General features: G+C 74.6%; 15 protein-coding genes. 7 read left to right on the top strand and 8 right to left on the bottom strand.

Translation table 11 applies throughout. The features are described from left to right. Positions 1–46 precede the first annotated feature (46 nt). Entirely contained in the window at positions 47–832 is a 786-nt protein-coding gene (locus ACGFT1_RS29015; RefSeq protein ID WP_373911941.1) for an adenosylcobinamide-GDP ribazoletransferase, read from the bottom strand. A 96-nt stretch (positions 833–928) separates the two neighbouring features. Between ACGFT1_RS29015 and ACGFT1_RS29010 the strand changes: the two genes are divergently transcribed. Then, the gene (locus ACGFT1_RS29010; RefSeq protein ID WP_373911940.1) at positions 929–1693 is read left to right on the top strand and encodes a hypothetical protein; all 765 of its coding nucleotides are present in this window, start codon (positions 929–931) and stop codon (positions 1691–1693) included. Here ACGFT1_RS29010 and ACGFT1_RS29005 read toward each other — a convergent pair. The 3 genes from ACGFT1_RS29005 to cobT form a co-directional block, all read right to left on the bottom strand. Beyond that, positions 1633–2367 carry a hypothetical protein gene (locus ACGFT1_RS29005; RefSeq protein ID WP_373911939.1) on the bottom strand — a complete coding sequence of 245 codons (735 nt, stop codon included), beginning with the start codon at positions 2365–2367 and terminating at the stop codon, positions 1633–1635. The two genes, ACGFT1_RS29010 and ACGFT1_RS29005, sit on opposite strands and share 61 nt — an antisense overlap. Positions 2368–2377: 10 nt before the next feature. Further along, positions 2378–4174 (bottom strand): phosphatidylglycerol lysyltransferase domain-containing protein, encoded by a 1797-nt coding sequence (locus ACGFT1_RS29000; protein ID WP_373911938.1) that lies wholly within the window; start codon positions 4172–4174, stop codon positions 2378–2380. Between the two features lie 135 nt (positions 4175–4309). Further along, positions 4310–5425, bottom strand: coding sequence for a nicotinate-nucleotide--dimethylbenzimidazole phosphoribosyltransferase (gene cobT / locus ACGFT1_RS28995; protein ID WP_373911937.1), 1116 nt, complete (start codon positions 5423–5425; stop codon positions 4310–4312). Between the two features lie 133 nt (positions 5426–5558). Here cobT and ACGFT1_RS28990 point away from each other — a divergent pair, with 133 nt between their 5' ends. Then, positions 5559–6542: a class I SAM-dependent methyltransferase gene (locus ACGFT1_RS28990; protein ID WP_373911936.1), complete on the top strand. Its 984-nt coding sequence runs from the start codon at positions 5559–5561 to the stop codon at positions 6540–6542. 12 nt (positions 6543–6554) lie between these two features. Here the strand turns inward: ACGFT1_RS28990 and ACGFT1_RS28985 are convergent, their stop codons facing one another. Then, positions 6555–7757, bottom strand: coding sequence for a bifunctional adenosylcobinamide kinase/adenosylcobinamide-phosphate guanylyltransferase (locus ACGFT1_RS28985; RefSeq protein ID WP_373911935.1), 1203 nt, complete (start codon positions 7755–7757; stop codon positions 6555–6557). Positions 7758–7836: 79 nt separating this feature from the next. Here ACGFT1_RS28985 and ACGFT1_RS28980 point away from each other — a divergent pair, with 79 nt between their 5' ends. Continuing rightward, the gene (locus ACGFT1_RS28980; protein WP_121789169.1) at positions 7837–8046 is read left to right on the top strand and encodes a hypothetical protein; all 210 of its coding nucleotides are present in this window, start codon (positions 7837–7839) and stop codon (positions 8044–8046) included. A 33-nt stretch (positions 8047–8079) separates the two neighbouring features. On the opposite strand, the gene ACGFT1_RS28975 is transcribed toward ACGFT1_RS28980, so the two are convergent. From ACGFT1_RS28975 to ACGFT1_RS28965, 3 genes are all read right to left on the bottom strand, one after another. Next, positions 8080–9165: a S1C family serine protease gene (locus ACGFT1_RS28975; RefSeq protein WP_373911934.1), complete on the bottom strand. Its 1086-nt coding sequence runs from the start codon at positions 9163–9165 to the stop codon at positions 8080–8082. A 56-nt stretch (positions 9166–9221) separates the two neighbouring features. After that, entirely contained in the window at positions 9222–9959 is a 738-nt protein-coding gene (locus tag ACGFT1_RS28970; protein ID WP_373912065.1) for a class I SAM-dependent methyltransferase, read from the bottom strand. A 77-nt stretch (positions 9960–10036) separates the two neighbouring features. After that, entirely contained in the window at positions 10037–10666 is a 630-nt protein-coding gene (locus ACGFT1_RS28965) for a DUF3043 domain-containing protein (RefSeq protein ID WP_373911933.1), read from the bottom strand. A 246-nt stretch (positions 10667–10912) separates the two neighbouring features. Here ACGFT1_RS28965 and ACGFT1_RS28960 point away from each other — a divergent pair, with 246 nt between their 5' ends. The 4 genes from ACGFT1_RS28960 (at position 10913) to ACGFT1_RS28945 (ending at position 14236) form a co-directional block, all read left to right on the top strand. Beyond that, complete coding sequence (locus tag ACGFT1_RS28960) at positions 10913–11704, top strand: PspA/IM30 family protein (RefSeq protein WP_373911932.1); 792 nt, start codon at positions 10913–10915, stop codon at positions 11702–11704. A 32-nt stretch (positions 11705–11736) separates the two neighbouring features. Continuing rightward, complete coding sequence (locus tag ACGFT1_RS28955; RefSeq protein WP_373911931.1) at positions 11737–12015, top strand: hypothetical protein; 279 nt, start codon at positions 11737–11739, stop codon at positions 12013–12015. A gap of 326 nt (positions 12016–12341) precedes the next feature. Continuing rightward, complete coding sequence (locus tag ACGFT1_RS28950) at positions 12342–13559, top strand: sensor histidine kinase (protein WP_373911930.1); 1218 nt, start codon at positions 12342–12344, stop codon at positions 13557–13559. After that, positions 13556–14236 (top strand): response regulator, encoded by a 681-nt coding sequence (locus tag ACGFT1_RS28945; protein WP_373911929.1) that lies wholly within the window; start codon positions 13556–13558, stop codon positions 14234–14236. Before ACGFT1_RS28950 ends, ACGFT1_RS28945 begins: the two co-directional genes overlap by 4 nt. Positions 14237–14414 lie beyond the last annotated feature (178 nt).

The raw sequence follows: 14414 nt of genomic DNA, 5'->3' as shown, positions 1-14414 counted from the left end.
GCGGTCCCGCGCCCCTTCGGACGCCGCCGTACGCCGCGGGCGGCGGCTAACGGCCGAGGCACAGCACGACGAGCGCGGCCGTCGCCGCCGTCTCCGCGAGCGCGCCGAACACGTCCCCGGTGACCCCGCCGAACCGGCGGACACAGCGCCGCAGGAGTGGTTCGGCGGCGGCGACGGCGGCGGCCACGGCGAGGGCGGTACGCACGCTGTCGTACCCGCCGAGGCAGGCCCCCGCCGCGCCGGCCGCCACCCCCACCCCGGCCGCCACCGACACAGCCGCGCCCCTGGGCACCACCGCGGCCACCGCCGCGCCCAGCCCCTCCGGGCGGGCGGGCGGCACCCCGGCGCGGGCGGCCAGGGTGAGCGCGAGCCGGGCGGCGGTCGCCGAGACGACCGCGGCCAGCGCGCCCCGCGCCCAGGAACCGCTGTAGAGCTGGGCCAGCGCGGCCACCTGCGCCAGCAGCACCAGGACCAGGGTGAGCACCCCGAACGGCCCGATGTCCGACTGCTTCATGATCCTGAGCGCGTCCTCGGCGGACTTGCCGCTGCCCAGCCCGTCGGCGGTGTCGGCGAGCCCGTCGAGGTGCAGCCCCCGCGTCAGCGCGGCCGGTACGGCGACCGAGGCGACGGCGGCGAGCAGCGCTCCCGCGCCGAGCAGGAGCAGCAGCAGGCCGAGCGCGGCCGCGCAGCCGCCGACGACGAGACCGGCCACCGGGGCGCACAGCATGCCCCCGCGGGCGGCCTCCCGGTCCCACCGGCGCACCCGGACGGGCAGCACGGTGAGGGTGCCGAAGGCGAAGCGGAGACCGTCGAGAGGGGAGGACGTGGACACCGGCGCAGGTTACCGGGCGCCCACCGGACCGCCTCCGGCCCCCGGGCGCTCCCGGTCGTACTGAGACGGCCGGACACAACCGGGTAATGTGCGCCTATGGGGCACTGGTGGGTGCGGAACATCGTCGAGCCGGGCAAGCTGCCCCTGCTGCTCGCCCTCACCGCCTTCGTGCTGACCTTCGTCGTCACCCGCGTCATCACCCGCCTGATCCGCGCCGGCAGGGGCCCGTTCGGCAACGTGAAGGCGGGCGGCCTGCACATCCACCACGCCGTCCCCGGGGTCGTGCTCACCGTCGTCGGCGGCTTCGGCGCGGTGGCCAGTGACCGGCACGGCGCCGGCGGGGCCGTCGCGGCCGTCGTGTTCGGCATCGGCGTGGGCCTGGTCCTGGACGAGTTCGCGCTCATCCTGCACCTGAACGACGTCTACTGGACCGAGGACGGCCGCAAGAGCGTCGAGGTCGTCGTGCTCACCGCCGCCCTGGTCGGCCTGCTGCTGGCCGGCTTCTCCCCGTTCGGCGTCAACGACCTGACCCGGCAGGAACTGGCGGACCGCGGCAGCGTCATCGCCACCATCACCGGGAACTTCCTCCTCTCACTCGTCGCCCTGGGCAAGGGCAAGACCCGCACCGCGATCTTCGGCGCGATCGTGCCGCTGGTCGCGCTCGTCGGCGCCGTCCGGCTGGCCCGCCCCGGCTCCGCGTGGGCCCGCCGCTTCTACGGCGGCCGTCCCCGCGCCCGCGCCAGGGCGGCCCTGCGCGCCTACCACCACGACCGCCGCTGGGCCCGGCCGCGCCGCGCCGTTCAGGACTGGATCGGCGGAAAGCCCGACCCCCGCCCGGCGCGCCTGCCCGGCCGCAGGTGAGGCAGGGCCCGGTGCGGCACGCGGCCGTGCCGGTGCCGCACCGCCACCAGCAGGCACAGCAGCCCCACGGCCATCAGCGCGGCCAGATGCTCCTTGCCCGCCAGGTTCTCCTTCACCAGCACCTCGACGACCATCGACAGGGTCACCGCGCCCGCCGTCCCGTAGGCGCCGTACCGCCAGCTCACGAACACCGCCAGCCCCACGACGGCCGCCGACGGGCCGGTGTCCACCACCTGAGCGTCGGTCCACGGCAGCCCGAACGGGGCGTGCGCGCCGAGCGTGATGCCGACGCGCGCGTACAGGGTGCCGGCGAGCGTGGCGACGTACGCGATGACCAGCGTCCGCCACCAGCCCAGGCACAGCTCGGCGACCCCGAACACCAGCAGGAGCTGCGCCAGCGCCCCCCACACCGGCAGGTCCAGCGCCGGCACGAACAGCGACAGGGGAGTGCGCAGCAGGGCCGGCCACAGCGGGTCCTCGGCCCGTACGGCACCCAGGTCCTGCACCACCCGGTACCCCCACGGCTGGTTCTGCACGTACTGGAGCAACGCCGTCAGGCACACCACCCCGACGGTCATCGGCAGTGCCGCCGGGCCCCGCTCCCGCAGGGGCGTGCGCACGGTGTCGTACAGCAGCCCCCACTCGGCACGGGCCCAGCGGGCGGGCGTTCTCATCACACGTTCCTCACCGGTGCGTGTCCAGGTGCCTGCGGTGCAGCCACTTCGGCAGTCCCGGCGCCTCCAGGAAGCCCTCCGCGCGGGCCGAGGCGAGGCCGATGCGCAGCAGGTCCGCGCTCTTCTCGAAGAGCAGGAACCGCGGCTCCCAGATGGGCCGGTACTTGGCGTTGGCGCGGTACAGCGACTCGATCTGCCACCAGCGGGAGAAGAAGCTGAGCAGCGACCGCCACAACCTGAGCACCGGTCCGGCCCCCAGACGCGCGCCACGTTCGAAGACCGACCTGAACATGGCGAAGTTCAGTGAGACCTGCGTGATCCCGATCTCGCCGGCCCGCCGCAGCAGCTCGATGACCGCGAACTCCATCAACCCGTTGTCGGAGTCCCGGTCCCGCCGCATGAGGTCCAGGGACAGCCCGTGCGGCCCCCACGGCACGAAGGAGAGCAGCGCCCGCAGCCGGCCCTGCGCGTCCGTGCACTCCAGCATCACGCACCGGCCGTCCTCCGGGTCCCCGAGCCGGCCCAGCGCCATGCTGAAGCCGCGCTCGGTAGCGCCGTCGCGCCAGTCGTCGGCGCGCTCCACGAGGTACGCCATCTCGTCCGCCGGGATGTCCTCGTGGCGCCGGATGCGCACCCGGTACCCGGCCCGCCGCACCCGGTTGTGCGCCTGCCGGACGGTACGCATCGCCCGGCCCTCCAGGGTGAACTCGGCGACCTCCACGATCGCCTCGTCGCCCAGTTCCAGGGCGTCCAGACCGTGCCGGGCGTAGACGGTTCCGGCCTCCTCGCCCGCCCCCATCACCGCCGGGATCCACCCGTGCGTCCGTGCCTCCGCCAGCCACGGCACGATCGCCCCGGGCCAGGCCTCCGGGTCCCCGATCGGATCCCCGGACGCCAGGCTCACCCCGCCGACGACCCGGTAGGCGACGGCGGCCTTCCCGGTCGGCGACCACACCACGCTCTTCTCCCGGCGCAGCGCGAAGTAGCCCAGGGAGTCCCGGTCACCGTGCCGCTCGAGCAGGGCCCGCAGCCGCTTCTCGTCGTCCTCGGTGAGCGCGTCGACGGCCCGCCGGGAACGGAAGGCGGCGTAGAACACGGCGAGGACCAGGGCCGTGCTGAGGACGTTGACGGTGACGTTGGTCCAGTTGGGCGGGTCGATCCCCGGGAAGCGGGACTCCTGCGCGGCCACCGACACCAGGCGCAGGGTGCCGTAGTGCCAGCGCTCCAGGAACGTCGAACGAGACGCGTCGGGCGCCTGGTTGGTGACCGTCACCAGCAGCCCGGCCAGCAGGCTCGCGGCGAGCCCCCCGACGACGGCCACCGTGGCCGCGAGCCGGGGGTTGGACCGGTCGCCCTTGGCGTAGAACTCCCGGCGGCCGGCGAGCAGTGCGCCGACGAAGGCGGCCGTCAGCGCGAGGGAGACCCAGTTCTGCGGGTACCGCCGGATGTCCGGGAACGTCATGGCGAACGCGAACAGGGCCAGGAAGAGGCCGCTCACCACCAGGTTCAGGATCCACGCGGCCCGCTTCCGGCGCCGCATGGTGATCGCCAGGAAGGCGGTGAACACCCCGGAGGCGAAGCCGGCCGTCAGCAGGTAGGGCGTGAAGAAGTCGTCCTGGTTGTGCCGGCGCACGTCCTGGCCGAGCGAGACCCACACCCCGCTGAGGAAGTTGATGAACGCGACCGTCCGCAGGTACCAGACGGCGAAGGCGGCGGACCTCCGGGAAGCCCCGGCGGACCACCGCGCCCGCCCGTCCGACCGCTCCGTCTCGACACGCTGCTCCACGGCAATTCGGGCATCTCCCATGGGGCAGGATCATATGGGCGTCACCCCGGCGAACCAGACCCATTCCATCCGACCGACACCATCCACCCGGCTTTTCCCCCCACAACACCACCCCATAGGGACCCGGGCGACGGAGGCGGGCCGCAGGGGAGGTGGCTACTCCGGTTGCGCGAGGGGAGCGGTCCCGGGCTCCGGGTGCGGGGCGGCGTCCCCGGGCTCCGGGTGCTCCGGGCGTTCGGGGAGTTCCGCGGCCAGGGCGGCGGCGCTGCGGACCAGCGGCAGGGCCAGCAGCGCGCCCACGCCCTCGCCGACCTTCACGCCCTGCTCCAGCAGCGGCTCCAGGGCCATCCGGTCCAGCGCCTTGCCCTGCCCGGGCTCCCCGCTGTCGTGGCCGGCCAGCCACCAGTCCGGCGCCCGGAACGCCACCCGCTGCGCGACCAGCGCGCACGCCGCGGCCACGACGCCGTCCAGGATCACCGGCAGCTTGCGCACCGCGCACTGCAACAGGAACCCGGTCATCGCCGCGAGATCCGCCCCGCCCACGGCCGCCAGCAGCCGCGTCTGGTCGCCGAGGACCGGCCGCGCCCGCCGCAGCGCGTCCCGGACGGCCGCGCACTTGCGCATCCACGCCAGGTCGTCGATCGCCAGCCCGCCCCGCCCGGTCACCACGGACGCGTCGGTGCCGCACAGCGCGGCGACGAGCACCGCCGCCACCGTCGTCCCGCCCACGCTGACGTCGCCGAGCACCACGAGATCGGTCCCCGAGTCGGCCTCCTCGTCGGCGACCGCGACCCCCGCGCGCAGGGCCGCCTCGGCCTCGTCCAGGGTGAGCGCGTCCTCGACGTCGATACGGCCGCTGCCCCGCCGCACCCGGTGCCGCACCACGTCCTCGGGCAGCGTGCCCGGATCGCAGTCCAGGGCCATGTCCACGACCCGTACGGGCACCTGGAGCCGGCGGGCGAGCACGGCCACCGGGCTCGCCCCCTCCAGAACCTCGCGCACCAGCCGCTGCGCACCGCCCGCGGGTCGCGCCGAGACGCCCAGCCCGGCGATGCCGTGGTCGCCGGCGAAGAGCACCACGCGCGGCCGTTCGACCTGCCGCACCGGTACGGCACCCTGTGCGGCGGCCAGCCACTCGCCCAGCTCGTCCAGCCGGCCCAGTGCCCCGGGCGGCACGGTCCGACGCTCCCGCCGGGCCTCGGCGTCACGGCGCACGCCCCCGTCCGGGCGCTCGATCAGATCGCTGAAGTCGTCCAGATCAAACCTGCTCATTCGCCGAACAGTACAGCCGGCGGACGAACGCCGAGGCGCCACGTGGCCACCACGCGACCGCGACGTCGTTGCACCTCACGGCGGTATCCCATACGTTCCGGTTTGCAGCGGAATGTCGCACAGGGAGCCGCCCATGCCGACCTCGCCTCTCGTCCCCCGGACCACCACCCCCACCGACCCCTTCCAGGAGCCGCGCCGCGAGGACTGCCCCTGGTGCGGCTCCCGGCGCCTGCGCACCCGGCTGCGCGCGCCCGACCCGCTGCGGCACCGGCCGGGCACGTTCGCCCTGGACGGGTGCCGTGACTGCGGCCACGCCTTCCAGAACCCCCGGCTCAGCGCGGAGGGGCTCGCCTTCTTCCACCGCGACTTCTACGAGCGCGGGCTGGAGCGGCTCACCGAACGCGTCGTCCCCGCCCATGTGGCCCGCCGCCGGCACCGCGCCACCGCCTGGCGCCTGTCGGCACTGGGCGAACCGGAGAGCTGGCTGGACGTCGGCACGGGCCACGCCCGCTTCCCCGAGGCGGCGAAGGAGTTCTTCCCGTACACCAGCTTCGACGGGCTCGACCCGACGGCCCGCGTCGAACAGGCGCTGCTGGCGGGCCGCGTGGAGGAGGCGCACCGCGGTTGTCTCACCACCCCCGGGACGGCGGCCCGGCTGCGCGCCCGCTACGACGTCGTCAGCATGTTCCACCATCTGCCGCACACCCCCGACCCGCGCGCCGAACTCCACGCCGCCCTCACGGTGCTGCGCCCCGGCGGCCACCTGGTCGTCGAAGTCCCCGACCCGCGCTGCCTGTTCGCCACGCTCCTGGGCAGATGGTGGCTCCCGTACGGCCAGCCCCGCCATCTGCACCTGGTCCCGCTCGCCAACCTCCGCACCGAACTGCGGGCCCAGGGCTGCACGGTGCTCGTCACCGACCGCACGACCCCGCACCAGCCGTACGACCTGTCGGCAGCCGCCGTCCTCGCCCTGGCCCACGTCAACCCACTGCTGAGAGGCATGGCCGAGCCCGTGCCGGCGCTGGCCGGGGCCGTGGACCGCACGCTGGCGCCCCTGCTGCGCCGTACGCCGTTCGCCAACGCCTACCGCGTCGTCGCGCGCAAGGACACGCGGTGAGCCGGGCGCCGCTCAGCCCCTGAGGACCAGCGCCTGCCCGGCCACGACCAGCACCACCTGCTCGCACTCCGCCCCGAACGCCGCGTTCAGCCGACCCAGTTCGTCCCGGTAGCGCCGGCCCGACGCCGTCGCCGGCACGATCCCCGACCCCACCTCGTTCGACACCGCCACCACGGTCCGCCGCGCGGCGCGCACCGCGGACGTCAGCTCCCGCACCCGTTCCCGCAGCGCCTTCTGCGCCCCGCCCGCCCACTCCGAGTCGTCCCACGCCCCGACGGCGTCCATCACGCCGGTCAGCCACAGCGACAGGCAGTCGATCAGCAGCGGCGGCCCCTCCCCGGCCAGCAGCGGCACCAGGTCCGTCGTCTCGGCCGTACGCCACGAACCCGGCCGCCGCTCCCGGTGCGTGGCCACCCGCTCCGCCCACTCGGTGTCCCCGCCGCGCGTGCCGCCGGTCGCCACGTACAGCACGCCCGGGAACGACTCCAGGCGCCGCTCCGCCTCCACCGACTTCCCCGAACGGGCCCCGCCCAGCACCAGTGTCCGGCGCGGCACGTCCGGCACGTCCTCGTACGCGCCGACCGTCAGTGTCGTACCGTCCGGCACCGCCCGCGCCCCGGCCGCCGCGAGCCGGCGCCGCAGCTCCGCGCCCGGCGGCACGTCGTGGTCGAGGTGGACGGCGAGCACGTCCGTCGTCGGGCCGGCCGAGCCGGCCGCGCGGAGCCGGGCGAGCGCGTCGGGACGGCCCACGACGTCCGCGAGGACCAGGTCGTACGACTCCGCCGCCGTCCCCTGAAGACCGGCCGGCGCCCCGCCCGGCGGCAGATACAGCAGGCGTTGCCCGTCCGGCCCGGTCACCGCGTACCCGGTGCCGCCCGCGTCCATCGCCACGGCCCGCACCCGATGCCCCGTCAGCAGCGCCAGCTCCCGCCCGTCCGGGACCCGGCCGGGCTGCGGCAGCCCGGCCGGCACCTCCACCGCCGGGCCGTCGTGCGGGTGCGACAGCAGCGCCTGCCGCACCCCGCCCAGCGAATGCCCGGCGCGGGCCGCCGCGAACGCCGCGCCCGGCGTCAGGTCGAGGAGCAGCGTCCCGTCCACGAGCACCGCGGTCGCGGCCCGCGCGTCCGACCCGAGCGCGCTCGCGCAGGCGGCACAGGAACAGTCGGGGCGAGGCAGTCCCGCGGGGGCACCGGTACCGAGCAGAGTGATTTCCACGCACCGATTTTCGCCTGTCCCCGCAGGTCTTGCGCTTCCGGCTAGGCTGCCGACAGGTGTCGCATCGAAGGAGGACCACATGACGGCATGGACGTGGCGGTTCGAGACGGCCGACGGGACGGAGGTCCAGCCGGCCGTGCAGCCGGAGGACTTCACCACGCAGGGGGATGCCGAGTCCTGGATCGGCGAGCACTGGAAGAGCCTCAAGGAGGGCGGGGCCGACCAGGTGCGGCTGTTCGAGGAGACCAGTGAGATCTACGGGCCGATGAGCCTGCACGCCGACGCGTGAACCGGCCGGCGGTGAGGAGGGCCGCCTCCCTCCTCACTGCTCGCCCAGCGTGACCTGAGCCGTCCGCTCCGTGCCGTCCCGCCGGTACGTCACCGTGGTCCGCTGCCCCGGCCGGCCCGCCGCCAGCGCCTCCGAGAGCGAGGTGATGGAGGTGACGGGCTGGTCACCGAGCCCGGTGATGACGTCACCGGGACGCAGGCCCGCCCGGGCGGCCGGGCCGCCGCCGCGCACACTGACCACCGCCGCCCCGGCCGGCCGGTAGCGGTCGTCCACCACCGTCCGCGCGGTGATGCCGAGGGCCGCCCGCCCGGAGTCGACGACCCTGCCCTTCCCGATGATCTGGTCGGCGACCGTACGCACCATGGACGCGGGGATCGCGAACCCGATGCCGGGCGCCGCGCCGCCCCCGAGGTCCGGGTCGGTCGCGGCCAGCGTCGGGATGCCGACGACCCGCCCGTTCAGGCCGACCAGGGCTCCGCCGCTGTTGCCGGGGTTGATGGCGGCCGACGTCTGGACCATGTTCGCGATGGTCGCGCCCGTACCGCCGCCGGTGCTGCCCTCGCTGACGGTCCGTCCGGTCGCCGAGACGATCCCCTGGGTGACGCTGGACGACAGCCCGAGCGGCGAACCCATGGCCAGCACGATCTGGCCGACCTGGACCTTCTCGGAGTCCCCGAACACCGCGGGCCTGAGCCCGCCCGGCGGCCGGTCCAGCCTGATCACCGCGAGGTCCTGCTCGGGATAGGAGTACACCAGCCGCGCGGTGAGGGGCTCCTGGTTGTGGGCGGTGGTCACCTGGAAGGTCTTCTCCGAGCCGACCACGTGCGCGTTGGTGACGATGTGCCCGTCACCGTCGTACACCACCCCGGAGCCCAGGTCGTTGCTCGCCCGGATCTGCACGACCGACGGCAGGACCTCCCTGATGACCTTCAGGTACTGGCCTTCCAGGCCGGCCGCGGCCGCCGGTACGGCCGCCGGGGTGGCCGCCGGGGTGGCCGCCGCGGTGTCCGCTCCGGCCCGGGCGGGACCGGAGCAGCCGGCGGCCAGGGCCGCGCAGCACGCCAGCGCGACGGCCCGGACCACGGCCGTCCGCGGGGCACGGGCAGGAAAAGCGCTCATGTCCCGAGTCTCACCGCGCGGTGATCACCCGGCCCGTGCTGCTGCCCCGAACGGGCTCAGCCGCGTACGCCGCACAGATGCAGCAGCGCCGCCACTGCGCGGTAGGGGTCCGTGCGGCCCGCCCGCTCCTCGGCCGCCAGCAGCGCCTGGAGGTCTTCCGGGACCGCCGCACCGTCCGGCACCGTGTCCGTGAAGACCTGGACGCCGTACCAGGCGTGCAGCGGGGCCGCGATGCCGTCGAGCGTGGCGCTGAGGGGCGCCAGCCGGTCCGCCCGGACGTCCGTACCGAGCCGGACGGGCGTCTCCTCGTCCGCATCCGTCCGGGCGCGCGGGACGTGGGCGGCGGTGTCGAAGGCGGCCAGCGCGCCCGCCCAGTCCCCGCGGAGACCCGGCCGCATGGCCGGCGCGTCGCCGTTGCGGACCAGCAGGGAGAGCAGACCGCCCGGGGCGAGCATCCGGGCCAGACCCGCCACCAGCGGATCGGGCTCCGTCACGTACATCAGCACACCGTGGCACAGCACCACGTCGAAACTGCCCGGCAGGAAGTGCACACCCGTGTCCCGGCCGTCGCTCTGCACCAGCCGGACCCGCTCCCGGATGCCTTCCGGCTCCCGGCCGAGCGCCTCACGGGCGGCGGCGAGCATTGCCGCGTCCTGCTCGACCCCGGTCACCTGGTGGCCGAGCCGGGCCAGCCGCAGCGCCTGCGCGCCCCGGCCCATGCCCACGTCCAGCACCCGAAGCCGCCGCCCGACCGGGAACCGCCCGGCTATCTGCTCGTCCAGCTGCCGGGCCAGCAGTTCCCGCCGTACGACCTCACGCAGCCCGCCGGATTCGGCCGGCCGGGCCGCCTCCCCGGTGAAGGCCTCTGCGCTCAGGGCCGCTCTCCGCGCTTGACCTGAGGCTTCGGCATCCGGAGCCGGCGGATCTGAAGCGACCGCATCAGGGCGTAGGCGACCGCGCCGCGCGTGTTCCCCTCCGGGAAGCGCTCCTTGAGCCGCTTCTTCAGCCGGAAGCCGCTGACGGCCGCGTCCAGCACGATCAGCACGATCACGATCAGCCACAGCAGCAGCGCGACGGTCTGGATCGCGGGCACCCGGACCACGCTCAGCACGAGGATCACGACGGCGAACGGCAGGAAGAACTCCGCCACGTTGAACCGCGAGTCCACCCAGTCCCGGGCGAACTTGCGGACCGGGCCCTTGTCCCGGGCCGGCAGATAACGCTCGTCCCCGCCCGCCAGCGCGCGGCGCTGCCGCTCCAGGGCCTGGCGCCGCTCCTCGCGCTGCCGCTTCGCGGCCTCCTTGCGGTTCGTCGGGGTACTGGCCACGCTGCGGCGCTGGGACTGGGCCTCACTGCGCTTGGGCGTGGGCCGACCCTTGGGGGCCTGCGGGTCACGGGGCTGCTTGGAGAGGGTCACCTGCGCCTTGTCGGCGGTCGGGGCCTTCTCTTCCTTGGCACGGCTACGGAACACAAAACCCAAGGGTAAGCGCTGCGCCGGCATGCTCCCCCGCCCGGCGGGGAACGATCCGGCAACACCGGACGTCCTCAAAGGGACAGAGAGGACACGGGAGCGGGCGCTTCGGTGCGATCACCTACTCCTCAGGCCGGAGCGGTGCACATCGCAGTCGTCCTCGGGGATGAGCGCATCACTCCCCGAACAGTGCGGTAATGGAGGCAGGGCCCGTACTGTGGGTCCTGTCGCAGGATCGGTGAGCTGGAGTCCGTCAGAAGGGGGCGCGCGAAGCCCATGAGCGGTGTCATGAAGCGTATGGGGATGATCTTCCGCGCGAAGGCGAACAAGGCCCTTGACCGGGCCGAGGACCCGCGCGAGACCCTCGATTACTCCTACCAGAAGCAGCTGGAACTGCTCCAGAAGGTGCGGCGCGGCGTCGCCGACGTGGCGACCAGCCGCAAGCGACTGGAGCTCCAGCTCAACCAGCTCCAGCAGCAGTCCTCGAAGCTGGAGGACCAGGGCCGCAAGGCGCTCGCGCTCGGCCGTGAGGACCTCGCCCGAGAGGCGCTGTCCCGGCGCGCCGCCCTCCAGCAGCAGGTGACGGACCTGGAGACGCAGCACACCACCCTCCAGGGCGAGGAGGAGAAGCTCACCCTCGCGGCCCAGCGCCTCCAGGCCAAGGTGGACGCCTTCCGCACGAAGAAGGAGACCATCAAGGCCACCTACACCGCCGCCCAGGCCCAGACCCGGATCGGCGAGGCCTTCTCCGGCATCTCCGAGGAGATGGGCGACGTCGGCCTGGCCATCCAGCGTGCCGAGGACAAGACGGCCCAGCTCCAGGCCCGCGCCGGCGCCATCGACGAACTGCTCGCCTCCGGGGCCCTGGACGACCCCTCCGGCATGCAGAAGGACGACCTCCAGGCCGAGCTGGACCGGCTCTCCGGTGGTACGGATGTAGAGCTGGAACTCCAGCGCATGAAGGCGGAGCTGGCCGGCGGTTCCCCGCAGCAGGCCATCGAGGGTGGCACCGGCCAGGGACAGACCCGGCAGCAGCCACAGGACACCCCGCGCTTCGACAAGCAGTAGCCCCGCGCCGGGACCGAGCCGAGGAGGCCGACGTGATCGTACGGATCATGGGGGAGGGCCAGGTCGAGCTGGACGACGTCCACCTCACCGAACTGAACAGGCTGGACGACGACCTGCTCGAAGAGATGGAGAGCGGTGACGGCGAGGGCTTCCGCCGCACGCTCTCCGCACTCCTGGACGCCGTCCGCCGGCTCGGCACCCCGCTGCCGGACGACGCGCTGGAACCCTCGGGACTGATCCTGCCGTCGCCGGACGCGACGCTGGAGGAGGTCCGGGACCTGCTCGGCGACGACGGCCTGATCCCCAGCTGACCCCAGCCACCCGCTTTCCCGCTCGGCACCGGTCGGCCTGCCGCCGAAAGCCGGGCTCGCGGGGCGGCGGCCTCCGGGCCGGCGCCGCCGGGCGGGCGGGCCGGCCGGCGCCTCTCCCCCCTGCTGCGTCTCCCGGGCCGGACAGGGCGGCCCGCCTGGCTTTGGCTCCCGGGCCGCCCAGGTCGGCCCGCCCCACGGTGCGTGTGGGGCCTGCTCGCGGTGCTGTCACCGAGGCCGCGTTCCCGCGGTGGCGGGCCCCGGCCGTGCCGCGCGCGGCGTTCGTCCGTGTGGCTGACCGGCACGGAGCCGGGCCGTACTGTTCACCCGTGAGCACTCTCGAACGCGCCCGGTGCAGCCTCAGGGCCCACCCCCTCGCGCTGGACGCGGCGCTCGCCGCGGGCGTGCTGGCCTGCATGGTCGCCGGCTCCTTCGTGGTGCCCCGGAGTGAGAGCGGAGTGACCTGGGGCGTACGCGTCCCGGACACCCTCAGCCTGCTGCTGATGCTGGCCGGCGCGGCGGCGCTCGTCCTGCGCCGCCGCCACCCCAAGGCGGTCCTCGCCCTCACCGGCACCTTCTCCGTGGTCGAGTGCGTCACCGGTGACCCGCGCGCCCCGGTCGCGATGTCCGCCGTCGTCGCCCTGTACACCGTCGCCTCGACGACGGACCGCGCCACCACCTGGCGCCTCGGCCTGCTCACCATGACCGTGCTGACGGCCGCCGCCGTGTTCGCGGGCCCGCTGCCCTGGTACGCCCAGGAGAACCTCGGCGTCCTGGCCTGGACCGGTATCGGCGCCACCGCCGGGGACGCCGTACGCAGCCGCCGCGCCGTCGTCCAGGCCATTCGGGACCGCGCCGAACGCGCCGAACGCACCCGCGAGGAGGAGGCCCGCCGCCGGGTCGCCGAGGAACGGCTGCGCATCGCCCGCGACCTGCACGACGTCGTCGCCCACCACATCGCCCTGGTGAACGTGCAGGCCGGTGTCGCCGCGCACGTCATGGACAAGCGGCCCGACCAGGCCAAGGAGGCCCTCGCCCACGTCCGCGAGGCCGGCCGCAGCGCGCTGAACGAACTGCGCGCCACCGTCGGTCTGCTCCGCCAGTGCGGTGACCCGGAGGCCCCCACCGAGCCCGCCCCGGGCCTGGACCGCCTGGAGGACCTCCTCACCACCTTCCGCAGCGCCGGCCTCCCGGTGCGGCTGGTCGGTGCCGACCGGGCCCCCTCACTGCCCGCCGCCGTCGACCTGGCCGCCTACCGCATCGTGCAGGAGGCGCTGACCAACGTGCAGAAGCACGCGGGTCCCGGGGCCGGCGCCGAGGTGAGCGTCGTCCGCGCCGGCCCCGACGTGGAGGTCACCGTCCTCGACGACGGCCCGGGAGAACCCGGCGCGCCGGAGGCCGGCGGCGGGCACGGGCTGCTCGGCATGCGTGAGCGGGTCACCGCCCTCGGCGGCACCTTGACCACCGGCCCGCGCCCCGGCGGCGGCTTCCGCGTCCATGCGATCCTGCCGGTCCAGACGGTGACGGCCCAGGGGGAGCCCGTATGACGATCCGTGTCCTGCTCGCCGACGACCAGGCGCTGCTGCGCAGCGCGTTCCGGGTGCTGGTCGACTCCGAGCCCGACATGGAGGTGGTGGGGGAGGCGGCCGACGGGGCGGAGGCGGTCCGGCTGGCCCGGGAGCACGGCCCCGACGTCGTCCTCATGGACATCCGGATGCCCGGCACCGACGGCCTCGCCGCCACCCGGCTGATCAGCGCCGACCCCTTGCTCGGGCAGGTCCGTGTGGTCATCCTGACCACGTTCGAGGTGGACGACTACGTCGTCCGGGCGTTGCGCGCCGGCGCCTCCGGCTTCCTCGGCAAGGGCAGCGAACCCGGGGAGCTGCTCAACGCCATCCGGGTCGCGGCCGGCGGCGAGGCGCTGCTGTCCCCGGCCGCCACCAAGGGTCTGATCGCCCGCTTCCTCGCCGGGGGAGACGACGGCGACGGCCCGGATCCGGCCCGTTCCGAGCGGCTCGGCGCGCTCACGGGCAGGGAGCGGGAGGTCCTCGGCCTGGTCGCCGGCGGCCACTCAAACGACGAGATCGCCGAGCGCCTCGCCGTCAGCCCGCTGACGGTGAAGACGCACGTCAACCGGGCCATGGCCAAGCTGGGCGCGCGCGACCGGGCGCAGCTCGTCGTGATCGCGTACGAGTCGGGACTGGTCCGTCCGCGGACGGAGTGATCTCCACCCGGGCGTACTGCGCACGGAGTAGGAGCCGGACGGGGAACGGGACCTGGGGGCTACGGAGCGGCTCCCCGTGATGGTCCAGGGTGGTGGGGTGGGCGCTCACCTGTGCGTCCCGTCGCTGCTTCCGCCCCGGTCCAGGGCCGTGGCGCAGCACTTCTGCCGCTCACAGAAG

Origin of the sequence: Streptomyces sp. Y20 (assembly GCF_043195475.1) — a bacterium.
Lineage (GTDB): Bacteria > Actinomycetota > Actinomycetes > Streptomycetales > Streptomycetaceae > Streptomyces.
This window is presented reverse-complemented; position numbering and strand designations above follow the sequence as displayed.